Raw genomic sequence first — 21746 nt, forward strand, 5'->3', positions numbered from 1 at the left:
CTTTGCCTCTCACATCTGATCGCCACAGACGGTAGAATGAGCGCTTTCAAGACGTGGCACGACCAGCGGCAGGGTGGGCAAGGCTCGCGCCGACGCGAATCCGCCAGTCGCCACTCAAGCGTCCATTCAGTCAGCAGGGAGGCACGACGACCATGACGACACAGCCACAGGCGACTTCCTCGCAAGCGAATGCTGGCGATGCCTCGCGAGGGGCGACACTGCGTGTCAGCTTGGTGCAGGCGGACCTGCGCTGGGAAGACCCGGCGGAGAACTGCCGTCTGCTCGGCGAGCAGCTGGATGCCGCTGGCCTGGTCATGGGCGCGGATGGCCGCACTGCCGAAACGGACCTGATCGTGCTGCCCGAGATGTTTGCCACCGGCTTCACCATGAATTCGCGTGAGATGGCGCAGCCGATGGAGTCCAGCGAGAGCGTCGACTGGCTCAAGGCACAGGCCATCACCCGTGGTTGCGTGATGACCGGCAGCATCGCGGTGCTGGATGACGGCGAGTGTTACAACCGCATGCTGTGGGCCACGCCTGACGGCGAGGTGACGCACTATGACAAGCGCCATCTGTTCCGCATGGCCGGTGAGCATGAGCGTTATGGCATGGGCTATGAGCGGGTGCTGGTCGAGCTCAACGGCTTTCGGATTCAGCTCTCGGTCTGCTATGACCTGCGCTTCCCGACCTGGCTGCGTCAGCGTCCTGTCATCGGTGGCGTGAGTGCCGCCGAGACCGCCGCTGACAGCGCCTTTGAATATGATCTGCTGCTGTGCGTGGCCAACTGGCCGGGCGTACGGCGTCATCCGTGGCGTACGCTGCTGCAGGCGCGCGCCATCGAGAATCTGGCCTACGTGGTGGGCGTCAACCGTGTGGGTGACGACGCCAACGGGCTGCACTATACCGGCGACTCCATGGTCTGCGACTTCAAGGGCGAGCCCATCCTCGACCCTGCGCCAGACCAGCCCTTTATCGAGACCGTGACGCTTGAACGCGGCGCGCTCGACGAGTTTCGAACCAAGTTTCCGGCGTGGATGGACGCCGATCATTTCACTCTGGAGGCCTGATGCGCCTGGACAAATTCCTTACCGAAACCACGGATCTCAGCCGTAGCGATGCCAAGAAGGTCGTGCACCGCGGCGATGTCACCGTGGATGGTGAGGTAGTCAAGAACACCGCGAGCGCCGTCAAGGATGGCATGCGCGTCGAATGGAATGGTGAGCACCTGGAGCTGATGGGGCTGCGCTATCTGATGCTGTACAAGCCGGCCAATGTGGAATGCACCAGCAAGCCGGGCCTCTATGAGCGCGCGCATGACCTGATCGATCTGCCCAATGTCGAGCGCCTGAGCATCGTCGGGCGTCTTGATGTCGACACCACCGGTCTGGTGCTGATGACAGACGACGGCCAGTGGAACCACCGTGTCACCTCGCCCAAGAAGGCCTGTGCCAAGCGCTATCGCGTCACTCTGGCGCGCCCGCTGGAAGGCGATGAGCTGGCGCGCGCCGTGGAGGACTTCGATCACGGCCTGATGCTGGATGGCGAGGAGAAGCCGACGCGTCCGGCGCGCCTCGAGATGGAAACCGCCACCGTGGGTCTGCTGTGGATCACCGAAGGCCGTTACCACCAGGTGAAGCGCATGTTCGCGGCCATCGGCAATCACGTCGAAGCCCTGCATCGCGAAGCCATCGGGGCTGTCGAGCTGGACCCGGAGCTGGAGCCGGGCGAATGCCGCTTCCTGCGTCCGGAAGAGATCGCCAGTTTCTGATCATTCGCTTCTGGTCGCTAGCTTCTGATTCATCAGCGCATGCGTCATGAAAAGCCCCCGTCATTTTTCACGAATGGCGGGGGCTTTTTCATGCGCGTCGTTGGCCGCCGAGCCTTGTATCGTTCCAACGATCGCGCTTAAGGTAGTGATTCGTCTGCTCGTATTGTGAATTCTTTGCGGGAAGCGCGTTTTGCAGAAGAGGCATTTATCAAGATGTCATCTTCGCTCAGCGTCTGATTCGCGCATTTTCATGACAATGGCGTATTCATAACAACAACGAGGAAAGTCCACTATGTCGTCCCCCTTCACCAAGTCCCACCTACTGAAACCTCTGCCACTGCGCATGGCGTTGGCGGGCAGTGGTCTGCTGCTGGCAACCCTGTCAGCGCCGGCGACTGCCGCGGAAGATGCCAGTGTCGTGTTCGCGGCGCCGCCATGGCCGGGCGTGACCATGAAGACCGAGATTGCCTCCGAAATCTTCGAGGCACTGGGCTATTCTCCCACCACCCGCCAACTGGGCGCGCAGATCACTTACGAAGGCATCTCGCTCGGGGAAGTCGATGTCTACCTGGCCGCCTGGTTGCCGGGGCAGAGCACCATGTACAAGGCGGCTATGGCAAAGGATGCCATGGTCGACTTCGGCAACAACGTGGATGGCGCACGTGCCAATTTCGCCGTGCCACGTTACGTGGCCGAAGCCGGTGTCACCTCACTGCATGATGTCGACAAGCCGGAATTTGCCGACAAGTTCGAAAAGACCATCTATTCCATCGAGATCGGCTCGGGCTCCAGTGAAATCGCCAACCGTGCCGTCGATGAGGATATCTATGGTCTCGGCGATTGGGACCTCAAGGAGTCTTCCACTGCCGGCATGCTTGGGACAGTCGCCAATGCCATCAAGCGTGATGAGTGGGTCATGTTCGTCGGCTGGACTCCGCACTGGATGGGCGTCGAATACGACATGGTCTTCCTCGATGACCCGGAAGACCTCTGGGGCCCGGGTGGTGGCGCCAGTGATGTGAAGACCTTGGCCAACAAGGCGTGGTCGGAAGCACATCCCAATGCATCCATCTTCCTGGATCAGATCTCCTTCACCTCCGAGGAGCAGAGTGAACTCATCTATGGCTATGGCAAGGAAGAGCGCCCGCAGGAAGAGGTGGCGGGTACCTGGATGAAGTCCAACCCAGCCAAGGTCAAGGCCTGGCTGGAAGGTGTGACCACCCGTGATGGCGAACCTGCCTGGCCGGCCGTCAAGGAGGCTCTCGGCCTGCCGGAGGCATGATCGACAGCTTGAAAAGGTGCCACTGATCTTTGTGGATGCAGCACCTTGAATATTGTGGTCAGTACACGAAGCCCGCTCATTGAGCGGGCTTCGTGCGTTCTACAGCAGCTAACGTGCCAATAACGTGCGCAGCGTCAGGACAGAAAATGACCTCTGGCGTGCCGCCCATCAGGGGGAGAATTCGTCGTCATGCAAATCTTGCATGGAAAATCCAAATAAAGAATTGGTCGCGGGATAGGGGCCTGTATCACCATCAGTCTGCACTCTGCGCTGCTTCCACGCGTAGCCAACAATAATGACAAGAAGGAAACACTCATGGCTGATTCAGGCTCTTCCTCCGCCCCGATGCCTCGCTCTCCCGGGCCCATTGCGCGCTTTCTGTCTCCCTGGACACGTCTGGCGCTGTGGAAGCAGATCTTCATCGCCCTGGTTCTGGGCCTAGGGCTGGGTATCGTGCTCAACCAGACCGGGCGCGCCGATATCGCCGCCGATATCAAACCGCTGGGTGACCTGTTCATCCGCGGCATCAAGATGCTGATCGTGCCGCTGGTCTTCATCTCGCTGGTCACTGGCGTGGCCTCGCTCAACAACCTCTCCAAGATCGGCCGCCTGAGCGTCAAGACGCTGGTGCTCTATCTGGGCATGACGGCAGTCGCCATCACCATCGGCCTGGGGCTGGCCACCGTCTTCCAGCCGGGCGTGGGGATCGACCTGGGCAGTGCGGCCAATGTCGAGGTGCGTGAAGCGCCGACCGCCGTCGATACCCTGCTCGGGCTGGTACCGACCAATGCCGTCGAGGCCTTCGCCGAAGGCAATGTGTTGCAGATCATCGTCTTCGCGATCCTGTTTGGCCTCTCCATCACGCTGGTGGGTGAGAAGGCCCGTCCGGTGCGCGTGTTCTTCGAGTCCGCGGCGGAAATCATCTATCGCATGACCAGCATCATCATCGCCTTCACGCCCTACGGTGTCTTCGCCCTGATGACCTGGGTGGCCGGCACCTATGGCCTGGCAATGCTCGCGCCGCTGGCCAAGGTGATCGGCATCGTCTATATCGGCTGCTTCGTGCATGCCATCGTGGTCTATGGCGGCATGCTGCGCTTTCTGGCGCGCTTGAACCCGCTGCGCTATTTCCAGGGCAGTGTCGAGCCGATCATGCTCGCCTTCACCAGCACTTCCAGTTCCGGCACCTTGCCGGTGACCATGATGGCCGCCGAGCAGAACCTGGGCGTCAAGCGGGGTGTCTCGAGCTTCGTGCTGCCGCTGGGCGCGACCATCAACATGGATGGCACCGCGCTGTATCAGGGCGTCTGCGCGCTGTTCATCGCCCAGGCCTATGGCGTTGATCTGGGCATGACTGAATACGTCACCATCATCATGACCGCGACGCTGGGCTCCATCGGTACCGCCGGTGTGCCGGGTGCCGGCCTGATCATGCTCTCGCTGGTGCTGACCTCCGTCGGCTTGCCGCTGGAAGGCGTTGCCATCATCGCGGGCATCGATCGTGTGCTCGACATGGCGCGTACCGGCCTGAACGTGGCGGGTGACTGCGCCGTCAGCTGCCTGGTCGCCAAGAGCGAAGGCGAGCTGGACGAGGAAGTCTTCAATACGCCCCATGTCATGCGCTCAGAGCTCAGTTGAGCGTTCTTGTCTGAACACCAGCAGCGTCATCATCATCGGCTTGTCGGCATCCGCGTGATAAGCGTGTCAAAGACATCAGGAGAACATCGTCATGGAACGCCCCAACGCACCTTCACATAAAGCCAGCCCCTCTGTCGTTCGCTACGGCGTCGTGGGTGGCCTGGGGGCGATCGGCAGCGCGGATGTCCTGCTCAAGACGGTGCGCGCGGCGCAGTACTGCAAGCCGCCGGGCGGGGTGGATATCGCCTTCGAGCAACGCCACTTCGATGATGGGCCGGGAATCGCCGCGGAGGCCTACGACCCGCTGCGGCGCAAGTTCTACGTCTACAACGTGCTCAAGGATATGCAGGGCAAGGTCGAGAACGCGATGGTGCCATGCTTTCTCTCCCACACCTTCCTGGCCGAGATCACCCCGGAAATCAGCTTCAACGTCGTCGATATCTTCGATGCGCTGCTGGCGCGCATTCGCCGCGACTATCCCGAGGTGCGCAAGATCGGCGTGCTGACCTCAAGCTACGTGCGCGCCTCCGGCATCTTCGAGCAGCGCTTCGGAGCGCCGGATGCCACGCAAGACGGAAGCCTCGCGACAGCTGGCGGTCTCGAGGTCATCTACCCCGATGCCACGCTGCAGCGTGATGCCCTGATGCAGGCCATCTATGGGCCGAGCGGCATCAAGAGCGGCCATCATGGAGGCGAGTGTCTGCAACTGTTGCTCGAGGCCTGTGATGACCTGGTCAGTCAGGGCGCGGAGATCATCGTGCCGGGCCTGAGCGAGATTCCGGTGCTGATGGAGTCGCTGCAGCCGCTGGTGCCGGTGCCCTTGCTCGACTCCAATCTCATCTACGCCGAGTACGCACTGGGCGTGGACCGCGAGCGCGAGAATCGCAACTTCAAGCTCGGCGTGCTTGGTGGAGTAGGGCCGGCAGCCACGGTGGACTTCATGCGCAAGGTGGTCAGCCTGACGCGTGCCGAGCGCGATCAGGACCACCTCAAGATGGTGGTGGAGCAGAATCCGCAGATTCCCGATCGCACTGCCAATCTGATCGGCAAGGGCGAAGATCCGAGCATCCCGATGCTCGCGACCTGTCAGCGGCTGGAGGCCGATGGCGCCAATGCCATCGCGATTCCCTGCAATACCGCGCATGCCTTCGTGGCGCGTATCCAGCCCTATATCGGCATCCCGATCATCAACATGCTGACGGCGGTGGTTGACCATATCGCGGCGATGCAGACGCCGGTGACGCGGGTCGGGTTGCTCGCGACCAGCGGCACCGTGACCAGTCGGGTCTACCACGACATCATCGAGGCCTCGGGGCGTGAAACGCTGGTGCCTGATGCGCGCTGTCAAACCCAGGTGATGGAGGCGATCTACGGGCATCACGGCGTGAAGGCGGGGCATACGACAGGGGAGTGCAGCGAGCATCTGCAGGCTGCCATTTCCCACCTGCTGGCGCGGGGCGCAGAAGTGATCATTCTGGGCTGTACCGAGCTTCCGTTGATCGAGCTTGATGCGGCACTGCGTGAGCGGGTAGCGCTGCTCGACCCCGCGGAAATTCTCGCGCAGCGCTGTGTGGCACTGGCGCAAGCCGAGGCTTGATCAGCGCTGCATCCATCCGGTAAGCCAGTGAAGAGAGCTTGAAGAAAAGACACCCAGCGACGCGATATACTGCGCTCACGCAGGCCCGCTGTGTGCCTTTGCCTCATTCATGCCTCTCTTCAGGTGCTCGCCGTGGAAATGAACTGGCTGGAAGACTTCCTCACCCTGGCGGTGACGCGTAACTTCTCGCGCGCCGCCACCCTGCGCAACGTGACGCAACCGGCCTTCAGCCGTCGTATTCGCAATCTGGAATACTGGGTCGGCGCCACCCTGATCGACCGCAGCCTGTTCCCCGTCGGCCTGACCCCTGCGGGCGAATCCTTCCAGCGCACCGCCCAGGATGCGCTCTCGGTATTGCGCGTCGGCCGCGATGAAGCGCTCGGTTTCGTGCCCAAGATAGAGGAAGTCGTCTCGATTTCCGCCTCGCACACGCTGGCGGTCAGCTTCTTCGTCGACTGGCATGAACAGCTGCAAAACCGACTGGGCAATCTCAAGGCACGCATCGTGCCCGACCACGTCGCCGGCTGTGTCGATGCCCTGATCAGCGGCAACTGTGATCTGATGCTGGCCTACAACAGTCCGCTACTCCCGACGCTCACCGACATCGTGCGCTATCCCTCCATCGTGCTCGGCTCCGAGCGACTGGTGCCCGTCAGCGCCGTCGATGACACAGGCCAGGCCCTTTACTCCCTCGATAGCGACACGCCGCAGCCCTATCTCTGCTACTCCAGCGACAGCTATCTCGGGCGCCTGACCGCACTGATCATTGGCCGCCAGAACCTCGCCGCGCGTCTCAACTTCCGCTACGAATGCTCGATGTCTGACGTGCTCAAGCGTGGCGCACTCGCCGGTAGCGGCATCGCCTGGGTACCGGAGCGCGCTGTACGTGACGAGCTGGCCGCCGGACGTCTCGTCATCATCAGCGACGATAGCCACACCGCGCCGCTGGACATCTGCCTCTTCCGCCACGCCGAGCATGATCAGCGTGTGGCCGAACGCATCTGGCAAGCCTGCCTGACCGCCGAAGACGAAACCCTCGAGCCAGGCCAGTAGTCTGCTCGCGGCGTGCCAGAGAAGGGATAGGTAAAGAAAGGGCCCAGAGAAGAAAGAGTCCAGAAAGGGCACGCAACGGAAAGGGCACGCAAAGCAAAGAGCAGGGCAATGAACTGAAATCATCGCCAGTGCATAACGCAAGACGGGAGCCACCTGGGCTCCCGTCTTGCGTTATGGCATCTAAGCGCATCAGACCATATCTGAGCGCATCTCAGCTCACAGCCTATCGACCGCAGCTGCAAGTCATGCAACGCCTCTCACGACAGTCGACGCGAGTTGGCCGTCGTGCGCTTGTGCAACGGCTTGATGAAGAGGGTGCCCGTCGTCCACCACGGCGCCACCTTGCCGCCCGTCATCGCGTTCATCCACGCCTTCTGCATCACGAACCACATCTCCCAGCTGGCCGCGATCTTCTCCGACACCATCTTCTGGTTCTCGGTGATCATCTTCGGGTCCAGCGGTGACTGGGTTCCCCACAACTGAGTGCGCGACATGATGGTCGACATGGCCGTCGACCACATCTCCACCGACGTCGTGCCCAGTTTCCAGACATCGAACATCGCAGCCGGCGTCGTCGGGACCAACTCTGACCAGGCAGGTTGTTTAGCCATTGTGCTCTCCAAGTAAGGAACCTGAGTACATTGATACGCCTGTTTTTGCTGCAGTGCAATATGAGTTTTGGCTGTGGGGTGAGATAGGGCGATTCGGAGCCTCCCTTATCACCAGTTTCTATATAAATCAGTAAGTTATCGATAGGGTGGGCCAGAAAAACCGGAATTTTCCGGGCTTAAGCGGAAATTTCCCATTGGGCTGGGGGAAGTGATTTTTGGGATTTGTTAGCAATGTCTTACTTAGGCGTATGAATTTTATGAAGCTCGGTATCAGTTCAATTAGACAGGGCGCGTAGGAGTTGGCGAATGGCGCGGAAATTTCCGGCATGGTGTTGGGAGGCGATAGAGCGGAGGGATTGGTGAGGCGCGCTGGGGTACCGAGACAGCGTACCGTTCAGGCGACGCAGGGTGTCGCATTGAGCTGACGATCTATACCCGCAGATGCACCAAGTCGGCTACCATTAGGTTTCATGAAATTTCACATATTCGGGTTTACGGTTGTTGACTGACTCAGCAGGATGCTGGGTCGTATGATCCCTGGACGGAGCTTGCCCTGCTGCAGCGCCGTGCGGTAGCCGTGTCAGAACTACATTATATATCTCATTCTAAATCGCCAGTGCTGGATGGTTGAGCTAGGACCTCTTGTTACTGTTAAAGCCTTCTATTAGTAATAATATTAGGGTTTGATTTGGCTTCAACAAGAATTATGGTGCCGGTGTTGTTTAAACCATCCAGTGTGCCTAACTAGAAAAGTTTTTGGAGCTAAGCCAAAATGTGAAGTATATATATTGAACTGATGTTGTTTAGATATGTGATCAGCCAAACAGAAAAGTTGTTCAGTTTTAATTTAATTGTTTTGCTATGCGAAATAATGTTTCATATATATTTTTTATAAGAGGTTGTGTTTATGAGTAAATCTAAAAATTTAGCTGATGAGCTATTTCCTGAACCAGAAAAGTACAGCAGTGACGAGGTAATGGAAATACCACCTAATCAGAGGAAATTACACACTGAATCTTACGATTATTCCATTTCAACTATCAAAGAGCATTTGGATAGTGGTCATATTTATATACCTAGTTATCAACGTTCTTATGTATGGAATCGTGCTCAGGCTTCGAGGTTGATTGAATCATTAGTTATTCAGTGTCCTGTGCCGATTTTATACTTGAATCAATCATATGATTCAAAGTTTTCTGTGATCGATGGTAATCAAAGACTAACAAGTATTAAGTTGTATTTAGAAGATGAGTTTTCTCTCAAAGGGCTGACAGCCTATCCAGAGCTCGAGGGATTATATTGGTCTGATTTAGACCCTAGAATTCAACGCCATATCAAAAATAGAACCCTTCGTTGCATAGCAATTCTCCCTGATACCCACCCTCAAATAAAATTTGATGTTTTTGAAAGATTGAATACGGGGTCTGTACAATTAAACGCGCAAGAATTAAGGCATGGAATTTATCAAGGCCCCCTAATTGATCTTGTTGAAAAAATAGCCAAATCTTCGTATTGGAAAGATATAACTAAAATTAAAGCCGATAAAAGGATGAAGCGTTCGGAATTAGTGCTAAGATATTTAGCTATGTCAAATGATCTTGAGAATTACTCAAAACCACTAAGTGGTTTTTTAAATAAGTTTGCTGAAAAATATCAACATGCTGATGATGAGTTACTAGAAAAATTTGAGTCAGACTTTAATCGTTCTGTTCAAGTAATGCACTTATTATATGGTGATTTATCATTTAGAATATTTGACAGTAGTCTAAAACCACAATCAACTATAAATACAGCATTATTAGATGCACAGATGGTTGCTGTACATAATTATGGGAATGACCTCCAAAGCTTTTCTGAAAAAGAAAGAAATAAGTTATTAATAGCTACCGCAAAGTTATTTAATGAAATAGAGTTTTCAAAAACGATAGGCTCAGGCACTAGTTCTAAAACGTCTGTAGTAGCTAGAATTCAAAAGTTCTCTAACTTTCTTAATTCTCAGATATAGGTTGTAAGATGGCTTATTCTAAAAGTACATCTAGGAAGTCATTTGAAGAAAAAGTTGATCATTTATTGCGTACAGCACGTCTTGCAAGCCTGAAAAGAGCTAATAATTCTGCGTCAGTTATAGAGCTAGTAATGCATGCTGCAATTTTCGAGACATCGGCTGCACTAGAAGAGTATATAAAAGATTTTTTTGAACACTATGAATTTGTATTGCATCGCAATGAATGCTTAATTAGTAACCTACCGCAAAATACAATAGCCTTTTTGTACCTGAAAGCGAATAAAGTTTCATCGTCATTATATATAGAAAAGAGAGATGAGAGGAAAGCAATAGAAAAAGTATGTATTGATGAAAATAGCCTTAAGCTCTTAAATGCAAATCAAATTTTTACTAGGGGGCTAGGCCTTAAGAATATAATTTCTGATAAAAAGTATCCTACACCGAAAAATTGGAAATTGCTTTTTAATCGTTTTGGTATAAATGATTTTCATGTGAAAGTAGATCCTATTTTGAAAGGATCATCTAGAAATATAATGGACTCATTTAATGATATTAGGACAGCGATAGCTCATGAAAACCCTCCAGCTTTGACATTTTTAGATATAAGTAAGCATTTGGATAATATAGTTAAGCTTGTAAGTGCGCTAGACAGAATGCTACATACACATGTGTGCTCCCATTCAGGAAAACCTTCTTGGCCAAATAGACAGATGTTATCTTTTAGTGCATAAAAATCTTCTTTAGTTCTATATCCTAAGTAAAATTATAAGGAGGGATTATGACAATTGCGACAGCTTGGGTACGAACCCTAGTTAATGGAGCTGAAGAATTAGTATTTTGCTCGGATAGTCGACTGAGCAACGGGAAAAGGTTTGACCACTGTCAAAAGACTTTTTGTTTTTCTAGAGATGATGCGGCTGTTTGCTTTGCTGGAAGGACTGATTGGGCATACCCCATGATTATCGCGGCCATTAAAGCTGCTAATTTACATTTGCCATCCCAGAGTCGAGCATTAAACCTTACAAAATTCAAGAATCACCTTGTAACTTTGCTTAATCAAATGCAGAAAGAGGTTCATAGTTTTGCACCGGGTGAAGATGTTCCAGACGTTACCTTCCTTCTTGGAGGTTATGATTGGATGCAGCGATGTTTTCGTATTTGGCGAATAATTTTCGATATTAATAACCGTGAATTTGTTGCTCACGAGCGAAATGATAGTAATAATTATGGTGGGTTAGGGAAGATAGAGATCGCGGGTGATTCAGAGTGGGTTTTGGCTATGCGTGTACGTCTTAAAAAACTCGCACAACAACGTCACGGATTGGATATGCGTCAAACGGAAAAATCGCGGTTCGATATGGAACCGTTCGAAGTTATTAGAGACCTCCTTCGGTCCTCAACTCCAGAAGATAGCATTGGTGGAGCTCCTCAGGCGGTAAAAGTGTATCAGTTTATGAAGTCGGTAGATGTGGCATTTTTCTGGCCGACGGTTGTAGATGGAAGGCTATACTTATCTGGTCGCCCTTTACTAAGTTACGAGAGAGCAAGCGTTAACTCAATAGTTGATCCCGACACTACGGTATCTACTTGGAGTAGCGGCAATACTAAGGTTGCAGTGAGCCAAATCCAGGCAGCTATAGAAAAGAATATTCAGACAAACTATTGGCAAAAATAGGGCGGATACAGGCTCTGAGTACAACGCCCTATTGAAGTGAGGGTGGTGCTTCATTGTGCTTTGCCATCAGTTCACTCATCACCTCGATAGGGCATTTGAAGTCGAAGCGTTTTCGAGGCCGAATATTTAGCTCAAATGCTATGGCATCCAGCTCTTCCTGACCGGTCACTGATAGGCCCGTTCCCTTGGGGAGGTACTGGCGAATCAGGCCATTGATATTCTCGTTGCTGCCTCTTTGCCAAGGGCTATGAGGATCACAGAAGTAGATGGCGACGCCAGTATTTTGCGTGATAGCGGTATGTCAGGCCATTTCTCGTCCCTGGTCATATATCAGAGTTATTCGTGCTGCCGACGGCATTCTGTTTAGGACGGCATTGAAACCCCCTACAGCAGAAGTCGCAGTCGCATTATGCATTTTCGCCAGTATCAAGTATCCGCTACTGAGCTCTACAAGAGTGCCAACGGCTGAGGCATTTCCTTTGCCCTTGATCAGGTCGCCTTCCCAATGCTCAGGCATCTCGCGCTTGTCCGCCTCGGGCGGGCGGAGGTGAATGCTGACCATGTCGGGGATCTGTCCTCGCCGGTCCGTCTTACCACGACGAGGTTTACAAGTACTTTTGCCTTGCCCCAGACAGTGGATGAGCTCTTTGCGCAGTTGCCCAACCGGCAGCGCATAGATGGCGGTTTAAATCGTCTCGCGACAGACGTAGGCGTCTTCAAGCTTGGGTAAGTTCATGTGTTGCAGCTTGCCGGCGGTCTGCTTTGGAGACAAGTAGCGACGAAGAAGGTACTCGACAAGCCCGAACCGCTCGCTATCGATGGATAGCTTTCGTTTGGACCGGCAAAAACGCCGGCGCTTGAGTCGTGACGCTTGCGCGGGTTCAGCCCGGTAGTCATTGCTCGAACCAGTATTTCGGCGAATTTCGCGGCTGATAGTGTATGGTTGAACTTGAGGTAGACTACTCAGCTTATGATGGTGATATCATCTCTTAATGGCTACTTGAAGCAAAGCTACATCGATATTGAAGTATTAAATCCTAAATACCCACAGATCATAAAGAGTTGAATATGCGTATGAGCAAGGAGATGTTGAAAGAGCAGCAAAGGTTTCTCGAGTTTATTAAGAGCTATGAATATGTCAATGAAGACGGACGTCTCGACTTAGAAGCTTTCTGTCTAAACCTCTCAATGTGTTTCTATTTCGACGGGGTTCACGATCGAACACCTCAGCCCCAAGAGATATTTGATTTGCTAATTGACATCTTAGAAACTAAGGCTAACGAGGAGGAGATGTCCTTATGGGTGCAGAAACAAAATCTGATCGACTGGTCCTCCGAGGTTGCACATGTATACCCGAATGGCTATAGAACTTATATTCATGCAGCTGGCTTAATTTATGCACAAAGTATTTGGATATATAATATTGGTCATTCTTTATTGGAAATTCCTGAGCCCGATTCGCCACAAAAATATTTCTCTTGGGTTCCCCATACATGGGTTTTTGTTTATGCATTTATAAACGGTTTTCATATCAAGTTTTACGAGTTTTTAAAAGGTATCGATAAGAGTGACGTCAGTAAAAGAGGGTATTCATTATTCGAGGCATTACACAAGTCGAAATCTATAAATTGCTCCTTTGAAGATGCGTCTCAAGAGTTAAAGGACAGAGGTGTGGCGCACCGAGAAACAATAAAGAGAATTGAGAGAACTATTGAAGCTGGGTTTAATCTAGAGGCCATTACCTTGCAAGAGTGCTTGATTAGCAATTGTCTTTTCAATTACTTAGAAAGTCTTGGCGTTAAGGCTAAAGGTTTTTCCTTCCAAAAGCTTTTGAGTAACAGCATAGAACGCTGCAGCAATCATGTAGGCCTTTTGGGTGAGATTGATTCTTGGAGAATTAAAAGAAATAATGCAATTCATGGGTTCGTTGGGTCAACCTTGGGTTCATTTTCCGAATCCCAAGCAAAATTTGACCTCTTTGCCAGAGAGACTGCCTTGGAAGGTGGAGTTCTCTCCAAAAGAACTTGTGACTGGTATCTTGAAATGTCTATTGATTTTATTCCTACTGAATTTCCTGAGAGTGATAAAAAACTCAATTAGAGTGATATATAGAAGCTAGCTGTTCTTATACATTTTCATGACCAGTATAGGCCCCCAGAATTGTCGTCATCCTATTCGGTATTTACTAGAGAAGTGGCTGAAAAGTGATTTAATTGAATGATAGTCATGAACATGAAATTGATGTCTTACAGTGTGTTTTAGTGCCTAAGCAGCTGAATGCAGTGTTATGTTATAAAATTCTAAATGTTTCTCTTGTCCATAACCGGTCAGCATGCATTCAAGAGAAGCAATCTTACGTCTCATCAGGGGCATGCTGTCCGAGAGAGGAGGCCTTGAGCGGTACACTACCGGTACACACACTAGTATCCATAATCATGATCCTCTAGAATCTTACTCCTAGAAAAATAGGAAGCTGATATTCTCAATGGAATATCAGCTTCCTATTTTTCAGTTCATTCTGATGACCCAGCCGATTGAAGAGCATCTTCATCGCGTGAAGTAAGGCCGATGGTTACAGCGAAGGCTGTTTCCTGGCGTCTTTATGCACGAGGTGTAGGAAAGAATACTAAATGTCAAGGAAAGGACACATGAAAAAGACCCGCGCCTCATCGAGCCGAGCCAATGTACCCCACGCGTTGGGGCGATATCGAGGAATCCTTATCGGTGTCTTGGCTGCCAATATTCTTGCCGGATGTTCCGAGCCAACCCCAGAAGAGCGCTTGGCTCAGGCACAGGAGCGCCTGAACCGGGCGACTGCTCAAGGTGATGCCGATTCAGGGTTTTACCCTTATTGCATTCGCGGTGAGGATATCGAGCCAGGCGATTGCTATAACGTTAGAGATGCTGGCGGACACGACTCACATCAGGCACAAGTTCCGATCAGGTTTCAGGAGCAGGTCGAGGGGCGTCGTCTAACCATTAGAAGCCTTGAAGGTTCGTCAACTTACTTGAACAGCATTGCCTATGCTCCCGGTGGGGCGCTTGTTGCTGTGGGAGGACCTGGGCTGCAGATCGTCAAGGCAGATAGCGAGCAGGACAAGGAATGGGATGTCTCCAGGTACTCGCGTTTTGCGGATAGCTTCAGAGATGTCGCATTTAGAGATGCTGACAATGGCCTTGTCACAGGAAAGGGAAGCATCATCTATCGAACACAAGATGGTGGCGACCACTGGCATGTGTATAACGAAACCTATAACTCTGCGGATCGTTCGGTGAACATGGAGCTAAGGCTTGAGGGGGAGGCCTACGCCGTCGATTATGCTGATACCTCGACGGCGGTGGTGGGTGGCAATAGCCGAATGCTGCGGACTACAGACGATGGACAGCACTTTCGTGTGACTGGCCCAGTCCTGGAAAGAAACGCTATCCAGGAAATTGACTTCGTCGATGATGCTCTGGGATGGGCCGTCGGTGGACCCGGTCTGGTGCTGAAGACACAGGATGGAGGCGCTTCATGGTCTTCTCAGCGCATCGTCAGTGACGACACATTTCTACTCGGGCTGGACTTCGTTGGTCAGCATGGTTGTATGGGGGGGAGTTGGCAGGTCTGGTGCAGCAATGATGGAGGCGAGACTTGGCAGGCTGCCGATATCCAACTTCCTGATTCTTCCAGGCGACACCCTGACTACGACATCACAAGGCTACGCTTGGAGGACGAGAAATTTGGCTGGTTCATTACGCAGTATGGGTGGATCTACCAGACGCGAGACGGTGGAAAAAGCTGGAAGCCTTGGGTCAAGGTATCTCAAGCGACAGACAGTACCGTCCATGGGCTGGAACTATGGGGCATGACCGTCGGTAAGGATAACGTCTGGGCAGTAGGGCGGGCCAACTTTACCTCTCCCGTATCACAGGGCGAAGATGGCACCACGAGATATACGATGGGCAGCACCGCCACGATTATCTCTTGGCCGAGAGCCAATCCTGAGAATTGAATCATTCTAAAGCATTATCGTACTGCACGACCGGTTACTGGGTGTACTCCCTGCCACCGACGAGGCTTATCTCGTAATACTCGGTCGTAGGGAGGTAGTTATCTGAGCATTGCTCCATGGAAATCTCGGAGGTCTCGAACTCTTAAATACTGAGTAATCATGGATTCATGACCGAAGCAAAAAGCCACAGATGAACAACACCATGAATCCAGTACTGATTTTCCCAATGAGTCTATGCGTGAACTTGTGCATAGAGATGCTTCAAAGCACAAGATGGCCTTCAGTGAATGTCACTCAGACGCCGCCAAGCCCCCATACTTCCCTTTGAAATACAACAATGGCTGCGCCGTCCCCGCAACATCCAAGTTCAGCCCCTTCACTTCCCCGATCACGATCAGGTGATCACCTGCGGGGTGCTCAGCGTGAATCTTGCAGTCGAGCCAGTGCAGGCTGTCATTGATGACCGGGTTGCCGAGGGGAGAGAGCTGCCAGTCGATGCCTTGCCATTTGTCCGCGCCACGCATGGCGAACTGGTTGGAGACATGGCTTTGCTCACTGGAGAGAATGTTGACGGCGAAGCGCTCTGCCTGGCGGATCTTCGGGTAGCTGAACGAGCTTGCCTTGACGCTGAAGGAGACCAGCGGCGGATTCATTGAGACGCTGTAGAACGACTGGCAGGTGAAGCCGATGGGTTCGTCATCGACCTGGGTGGTGATGATGGTGATGCCGGAGGCGAAGTGGCCGAGGGCTTCACGGAAACTGGCGGGGTCGATGGTGGTGTCAGCTTTGGTGTCAGTATCGGAGAGTGACATGGCAAATCCTGGGAGAGTGGGGAGGTGGTAATGATCAGCCGTGGGGGAGGGGCTGCAGCGATAGCGCGAGACTGGGGGCTTGAGTGACAAGGATGTGAGTGATGAAAAATGGCCGTCGTGAATCCTTCACGATGGCCATTTTTGTTTGCGGCGGTGTCAGTCGCGTCTGCTTTCACTCTCGAGCACTATCGACGGGCCAACTCGGTTCGGAACTAGCCTGGCGCTATCTGTCAGTGCTGTGTCCTAACCCGTGCTCTGTCTCGGTCAAGCGATCAGCGCTGTGCTTCGAGTTCCTTGCGCACGATGGCGGCGCCGGCGCTGAGTGCCTGCAGCTTGCCGCGGGCGACTTCACGGGAGAGAGGGGCCATGCCGCAGTTGGTGCAGGGGTAGAGCTTGTCGGCATCCACGAACTGCAGTGCCTTGCGCAGGGTCTCGGCAACTTCTTCCGGCGTTTCGATGGTGTTGCTGGCGACGTCGATGGCGCCAACCATGACCTTCTTGCCACGGATCAGCTCGATCAGCTCCATCGGCACGTGGGAGTTGTGACACTCCAGCGAGACGATATCGATGTTGGATTGCTGAAGCTTGGGGAAGGCTTCTTCGTACTGACGCCACTCGGAGCCCAGGGTGTTCTTCCAGTCGGTGTTGGCCTTGATGCCGTAGCCGTAACAGATGTGGATGGCGGTCTCGCACTTGAGGCCTTCGATCGCACGCTCCAGCGTGGCGATGCCCCATTCATTCACTTCATCGAAGAACACGTTGAAGGCCGGTTCATCGAACTGGATGATGTCGACGCCTGCCGCTTCGAGTTCCTTGGCTTCCTCGTTGAGGATCTTGGCGAATTCCCAGGCCAGCTTCTCGCGGCTCTTGTAATGGCCATCGAAGAGGGTGTCGACCATGGTCATCGGTCCCGGCAGTGCCCACTTGATCGGTTGATCGGTCTGCGAGCGCAGGAACTTGGCATCTTCGACGAACACCGGCTTCTGGCGAGAGACCGGGCCGACCACGGACGGCACGCTGGCCTCGTAGCGATCACGGATCTTGACGGTTTCGCGCTTCTCGAAATCCACGCCATTCAGGTGCTCGATGAAGGTGGTGACGAAGTGCTGACGCGATTGCTCGCCATCGCTGACGATATCGATCCCGGCGTGCTGCTGCTCCTGCAGGGAGACGCGCAGCGCATCCTGCTTGCCCGCGACCAGTGCCTCACCTTCGAGTTTCCAGGGGGACCAGAGGACCTCCGGTTCGGCGAGCCAGGAAGGTTTCGGCAGGCTGCCAGCGGTGGAGGTCGGGAGTAATCTCGTCATGATGAATAACCTTGTCCTTGGAATGGTTCAGATAGCGAATGTCGTTCGTCGATCAGCGCGCTGTTTGCGGATCAGTGAGCTGACCAATGAGGGAGTTATCGGTTGGCGGACCAGTTGGCGGACCACTGCTCGAGCAGGTTCTGGTAGGGCTTGATGAAGCTCTCTTCCACGAACTTGCCCTGCTCGATGGCGAGCTGGCTGCGCTCTTCGCGGTCGTACACGATGCGCGTCAGTGAGTGGTCCTGTTGCTTCAGGCTCGCCTGATAGGATTTGCCGGCCACGGAATTGGCGTTGTAGACCTCGGGACGATAGATCTTCTGGAAGGTGTCCATGGTGCTGATGGTGCTGATCAGTTCCAGATTGCTGTAATCGTTGAGCAGGTCGCCGGTGTGGTAGAAGGCCAGCGGCGCAACGCTGCCTGGCGGCATGAAGTAACGCACCTTCAGGCCCATCTTGCTGAAGTAGGCATCGGTCAGGGAGTCATCGTCCTGGCGATATTCCACCCCGAGGATCGGGTGCACACTCTCGGTCTGCTGGTAGGTCTTGGTGGTCGAGACGCTGATGCAGATGATCGGCGGCTTCTTGAAACATTCCTTGTAGGCAGCAGAACCCACGAAGGCCTGGAACAGATTGCCGTGCAGCTCGCCGAATTGCTCCGGCACGCTGAAGGAGTCCTTGCCCTTGTTGTGCTCCAGCAGGCGCACGCTGAAGTCATAATCGCGCACGTAGGACGAGAAATTGTTGCCGGTCACGCCGTCGATGCGCTGATTCGTCTGGTGGTCGACGATGGTGGTCTGCAGGATCTCGATGATCGGCAGCGCGTTGTCGGAGCGCGCGGCATCGAGATTCAGCTCGACGGAGATGATGTCCAGCTCGACGGAGTAACGGTCGCCCTTGGGGTTGTCCCAGTTGGCCAGCGCATTGAATCGGTTGTTGATCATGTTCAGCGTGCTGCGCAGGTTCTGCTGACGGCTCTCACCACGCGCCAGGTTGGCGAAGTTGGTGGTCAGGCGGGTGTTTTCCGCCGGAACGTAGTTCTCGTCGAAGCGCAGACTGTTGATGCTGAAACCGAATTCGTTGCTCATGGCGTTCACCCTGATCCTGAGAGAGAAAATTCACTGTGTCGTCGACATCTTCCCGTGATCTTTCAGGCGTCTCGTGAGCGGGTTGCTCTCTGTGAGAACGCATCCATGCCGGGAGAGGCACGCTGCTCGCCATCACGTTCCGTGTGCTGGCTGTGAAGTGCAGCGTCATGGGAAGTCTTCATCAACGATCTGATGCAGATGAGTATCTAGTTCATTGCTCCATGAGACAAACTGGATTTTTTAATGTTCAAGTTGAGCAGGATTCATGATGGTGGCGAGCGTCATGTCTGGCGCGATGAAAGCCGGCGAATCGAGCGGGGATAGGCGGGCTCAGCAAGTGCGCAATGTGAGCCGTAGAGACGTTGACGTGAGGAGTGGGAAAGGGGTAAGAGGGGCAAGAATGGAGAAACACACACGCTGGCCCGAACTTCCGCTCGGGCCAGCGTGTGTGGCAAGCAACTGACGCTTCAGAGCGCGACACCCTTATGCACTCTTCACGTTCTCCATACTCGGCCATGAAGATGCGGCTGGCTCATGAGGCGAGCGGCTGATGATTGGGGGCCACCAGGCCGTGGCGGCGCATGCGGCGGTAGATGGTGGGCCGCGAGACGCCGAGTTGGCGGGCGACCTGGCTGACGTTCCAATCCGTGTGGCGTAACAGCTCGAGCAGTTCGCTGGCGTCCGCATCAGTCCCCGCATCAGCCCCAGCAGACGCGAACGCAGGAGAGGCCGGGTTCGAGGAAGCGCCGGATGCGAAGGGGGAGGCAGCGGCAAGCGGACTGGCAGCCCCGCGGGTGCTGCCGGTGTGGGTCTGGCAGACCTCCGGCAGATCATGCAGGGTGATTTCATCGCCTTCCGCGGTGGCCATCGCGAAGGCAATCGCATTGCGCAGTTGGCGGATATTGCCCGGCCAGTGATGACTCAACAGCGCACTGATGGCATCGGCGCGCAGGTGGAGTGTCTGGTCGCGTTCGGCCTGCAGCTCCGCATGCAGCTGGCGAATGAGGTAGTGGCGGTCGGCGCGCTCACGCAGTGCGGGCAGCAGGAGTTCGGCGCCGTTGAGTCGGTAGTAGAGGTCTTCGCGGAATTGCCCGCTGGCGATCAGCTCCGTGACATCACGATGCGTGGCAGTGATGACGCGAATATCCACCTTGATGGGCGTCTCGGCCCCCAGTGGCGACACCTCCCGTTCGGCGAGCACGCGCAGCAGGCGCGACTGGAGCGGCAGCGGCATGTCACCGATCTCATCCAGAAACAGCGTGCCGCCGTTGGCCTGTTGGATCAGGCCGCGCATGCCCTTGGGCCTTCCTCCCGTGAAGGCGCCCGGCAGATAGCCGAAGAGTTCACTTTCAATCAGCGATTCCGGAATGGCGGCGCAGTTCACCGCCACGAAGGGTGCCTTGGCGCGTGGTCCGCTGTCATGCAGCGCCCGCGCCAACACTTCCTTGCCGGTTCCCGTCTCGCCACGAATCAGGATGCTCACGTTTTCATGGCGCATGCGGCGCGCCAGCTTGAGCAGCCGGTGCATGGAAGGGTCATCTCCCGCGAGCTGGTCCAGCTCGGGCACCGGGTCATCCTGCTGACTGACAGTGGGGAGGGCCCGCACCGGATAGCCGCGTGGTTCGATCAGCGTCACGAAGACGATGGCGTCATCCGCCCGCAGGCGGAAGGCGCGGATCTGATCCCGGTTGGCGTGCGGAATGCTCAGCAGCTCATTGAGCTCTCCATCAAACAGCTGCGTGACCGCGGGCAGGGTGGAGACCGTCCACGGTGGCCAGCGTTCAAGATGCGCATCGATCAGGCGTCGGCCTTCGTGATTGGCGGCGATCACCTTGCCATCTTCCTGAATGGCAAACAGGCCACGACCATTCAGGTGCACGAATTCCCGCGCGGTGTCGAAGCGCAGGATCAGGCAATCCCGATAGCGATGCAGGAAGTAGGCATCCTCGATCATGCGGGCATGTAGGGTGACCAGGGAGAGCGCAAAGGTCTGGCTCTCCTGTGGGCGGGGCGATTTCAGCGCCGAGATGTCGAGGGCAGCGATTACACGGCCCTGGGGATCGGTGATGGGGGCCGCCGTACAGGTCAGGTCGATGTGGGTAGCATCGAAGTGCTCACGCTGATGGCAGGTGACGGCTGCGCCATCGTGCAGACAGGTGCCCGCCGCCGAGGTGCCGGCATAGCGCTCGTTCCAGTCCGAGCCGAGATAGAGACCCGCGCGCCGCAGCTCACTCAACTGATCACGCTGACCCCGGAAATCCACCGCGATACCGCGTTGATCGGTGAGGATCAGCGCATAGCCATGTTGTGCGATCTGACTATAGAGCCGCTCCACCCCGGCACGCGCCACGTGCAGCAGCTCATCCGCCGATTCCTGATGATCGCGCAGCGCCTGCTGGGTGAGAACGCGGACGGGGCGAGGGCGGCTAGGGTCGAGCTGATATTCCTCCAGACAGCGCTGCCAGGAACGACGGATGACATCGCGCTGCGCCTCAGGGAAGGCGTCGCGGCCTTCGCCCAGCTGCATCAGGGTCTGGATATGCTGCCGCTTGTCGGGCTGCATCGTTTCGAGTTGGCGGATCATGGCTGCCTCGGCGCTGGCCGTCTCGGGACGGCTCTTTTGGTAGTGGCTATGGCTCTCGTGCAAGTGGCGATGGCTCTCGTGCAAGTGGCGATGGCTCTTGTGAAAGTGGCAATCGCGGTTGTCACAACAGCGTCCATAGCAAAAGCGGCGTGTGCTCCTTCAAGCGTATGCGGTGTGGCGGGAGCGTCAATCACCCTGTCCTGCATCCTTGGTCGGGGCGTTACAGGTGTAACGCCCCGTGTCAGGCGTACGGCGTACAGTTGTCACAAGGAAGGTGGAGAGCCCGGCGAGGCGAGGAGGTTGGTGGCGCGGTAGTGGCGAATTTTTGTCATTC

16 protein-coding genes and 1 pseudogene are annotated in these 21746 nt (G+C 54.7%); 11 read left to right on the top strand and 6 right to left on the bottom strand.

Annotated features, from left to right (window positions below; translation table 11 throughout):
- The first annotated feature begins 152 nt into the window (after positions 1 to 152).
- The 6 genes from R2R70_RS03770 to R2R70_RS03795 all read left to right on the top strand — a co-directional run bounded on the left by R2R70_RS03770 (position 153) and on the right by R2R70_RS03795 (position 7338).
- Positions 153 to 1067 (top strand): nitrilase family protein, encoded by a 915-nt coding sequence (locus tag R2R70_RS03770; protein WP_410977290.1) that lies wholly within the window; start codon positions 153 to 155, stop codon positions 1065 to 1067.
- On the top strand, positions 1067 to 1768 hold the full coding sequence (locus R2R70_RS03775; RefSeq protein ID WP_054555772.1) for a pseudouridine synthase: 702 nt from the start codon (positions 1067 to 1069) through the stop codon (positions 1766 to 1768). The genes R2R70_RS03770 and R2R70_RS03775 overlap by 1 nt, the downstream gene beginning before the upstream one ends.
- Positions 1769 to 2060: 292 nt before the next feature.
- Positions 2061 to 3050: an ABC transporter substrate-binding protein gene (locus R2R70_RS03780; RefSeq protein ID WP_107335145.1), complete on the top strand. Its 990-nt coding sequence runs from the start codon at positions 2061 to 2063 to the stop codon at positions 3048 to 3050.
- Positions 3051 to 3365: 315 nt separating this feature from the next.
- Positions 3366 to 4688: a dicarboxylate/amino acid:cation symporter gene (locus tag R2R70_RS03785; protein ID WP_410977291.1), complete on the top strand. Its 1323-nt coding sequence runs from the start codon at positions 3366 to 3368 to the stop codon at positions 4686 to 4688.
- A gap of 91 nt (positions 4689 to 4779) precedes the next feature.
- Positions 4780 to 6285 carry an aspartate/glutamate racemase family protein gene (locus R2R70_RS03790; RefSeq protein WP_131431708.1) on the top strand — a complete coding sequence of 502 codons (1506 nt, stop codon included), beginning with the start codon at positions 4780 to 4782 and terminating at the stop codon, positions 6283 to 6285.
- 138 nt (positions 6286 to 6423) lie between these two features.
- Positions 6424 to 7338, top strand: a complete 915-nt coding sequence (locus tag R2R70_RS03795; protein ID WP_410977327.1) for a LysR substrate-binding domain-containing protein — start codon at positions 6424 to 6426, stop codon at positions 7336 to 7338.
- A gap of 257 nt (positions 7339 to 7595) precedes the next feature.
- On the opposite strand, the gene R2R70_RS03800 is transcribed toward R2R70_RS03795, so the two are convergent.
- Positions 7596 to 7949 (bottom strand): hypothetical protein, encoded by a 354-nt coding sequence (locus R2R70_RS03800; RefSeq protein WP_043335079.1) that lies wholly within the window; start codon positions 7947 to 7949, stop codon positions 7596 to 7598.
- Between the two features lie 907 nt (positions 7950 to 8856).
- Here R2R70_RS03800 and R2R70_RS03805 point away from each other — a divergent pair.
- From R2R70_RS03805 to R2R70_RS03815, 3 genes are read left to right on the top strand one after another with little or no spacing between them, the layout of a single operon-like run.
- Entirely contained in the window at positions 8857 to 9954 is a 1098-nt protein-coding gene (locus tag R2R70_RS03805; protein WP_410977292.1) for a DUF262 domain-containing protein, read from the top strand.
- Positions 9955 to 9962: 8 nt separating this feature from the next.
- On the top strand, positions 9963 to 10685 hold the full coding sequence (locus tag R2R70_RS03810; RefSeq protein WP_410977293.1) for a HEPN domain-containing protein: 723 nt from the start codon (positions 9963 to 9965) through the stop codon (positions 10683 to 10685).
- Between the two features lie 47 nt (positions 10686 to 10732).
- Entirely contained in the window at positions 10733 to 11629 is an 897-nt protein-coding gene (locus tag R2R70_RS03815) for a hypothetical protein (protein WP_410977294.1), read from the top strand.
- A gap of 28 nt (positions 11630 to 11657) precedes the next feature.
- On the opposite strand, the pseudogene R2R70_RS03820 reads toward R2R70_RS03815, so the two are convergent.
- A pseudogene (locus R2R70_RS03820) lies at positions 11658 to 12599 on the bottom strand (IS30 family transposase); the annotation flags it as partial.
- Between the two features lie 98 nt (positions 12600 to 12697).
- Here R2R70_RS03820 and R2R70_RS03825 point away from each other — a divergent pair.
- Together R2R70_RS03825 and R2R70_RS03830 are read left to right on the top strand one after the other, a co-directional pair.
- Entirely contained in the window at positions 12698 to 13729 is a 1032-nt protein-coding gene (locus tag R2R70_RS03825; RefSeq protein WP_410977295.1) for a hypothetical protein, read from the top strand.
- Positions 13730 to 14277: 548 nt separating this feature from the next.
- On the top strand, positions 14278 to 15624 hold the full coding sequence (locus R2R70_RS03830) for a WD40/YVTN/BNR-like repeat-containing protein (protein WP_410977296.1): 1347 nt from the start codon (positions 14278 to 14280) through the stop codon (positions 15622 to 15624).
- 290 nt (positions 15625 to 15914) lie between these two features.
- Here R2R70_RS03830 and R2R70_RS03835 read toward each other — a convergent pair whose 3' ends face one another.
- From R2R70_RS03835 to R2R70_RS03850, 4 genes are all read right to left on the bottom strand, one after another.
- Positions 15915 to 16436, bottom strand: a complete 522-nt coding sequence (locus tag R2R70_RS03835) for a flavin reductase family protein (protein ID WP_410977297.1) — start codon at positions 16434 to 16436, stop codon at positions 15915 to 15917.
- 272 nt (positions 16437 to 16708) lie between these two features.
- Entirely contained in the window at positions 16709 to 17743 is a 1035-nt protein-coding gene (locus R2R70_RS03840) for a methionine synthase (protein WP_410977298.1), read from the bottom strand.
- Positions 17744 to 17838: 95 nt separating this feature from the next.
- Positions 17839 to 18828: a DUF1852 domain-containing protein gene (locus R2R70_RS03845; protein ID WP_410977299.1), complete on the bottom strand. Its 990-nt coding sequence runs from the start codon at positions 18826 to 18828 to the stop codon at positions 17839 to 17841.
- 532 nt (positions 18829 to 19360) lie between these two features.
- Entirely contained in the window at positions 19361 to 21412 is a 2052-nt protein-coding gene (locus R2R70_RS03850) for a sigma-54-dependent Fis family transcriptional regulator (protein WP_410977300.1), read from the bottom strand.
- Positions 21413 to 21746: the final 334 nt, after the last annotated feature.

The sequence above is a fragment of the Cobetia sp. SIMBA_158 genome (genome assembly GCF_046566945.1).
Taxonomy (GTDB): Bacteria; Pseudomonadota; Gammaproteobacteria; order Pseudomonadales; family Halomonadaceae; genus Cobetia; species Cobetia amphilecti.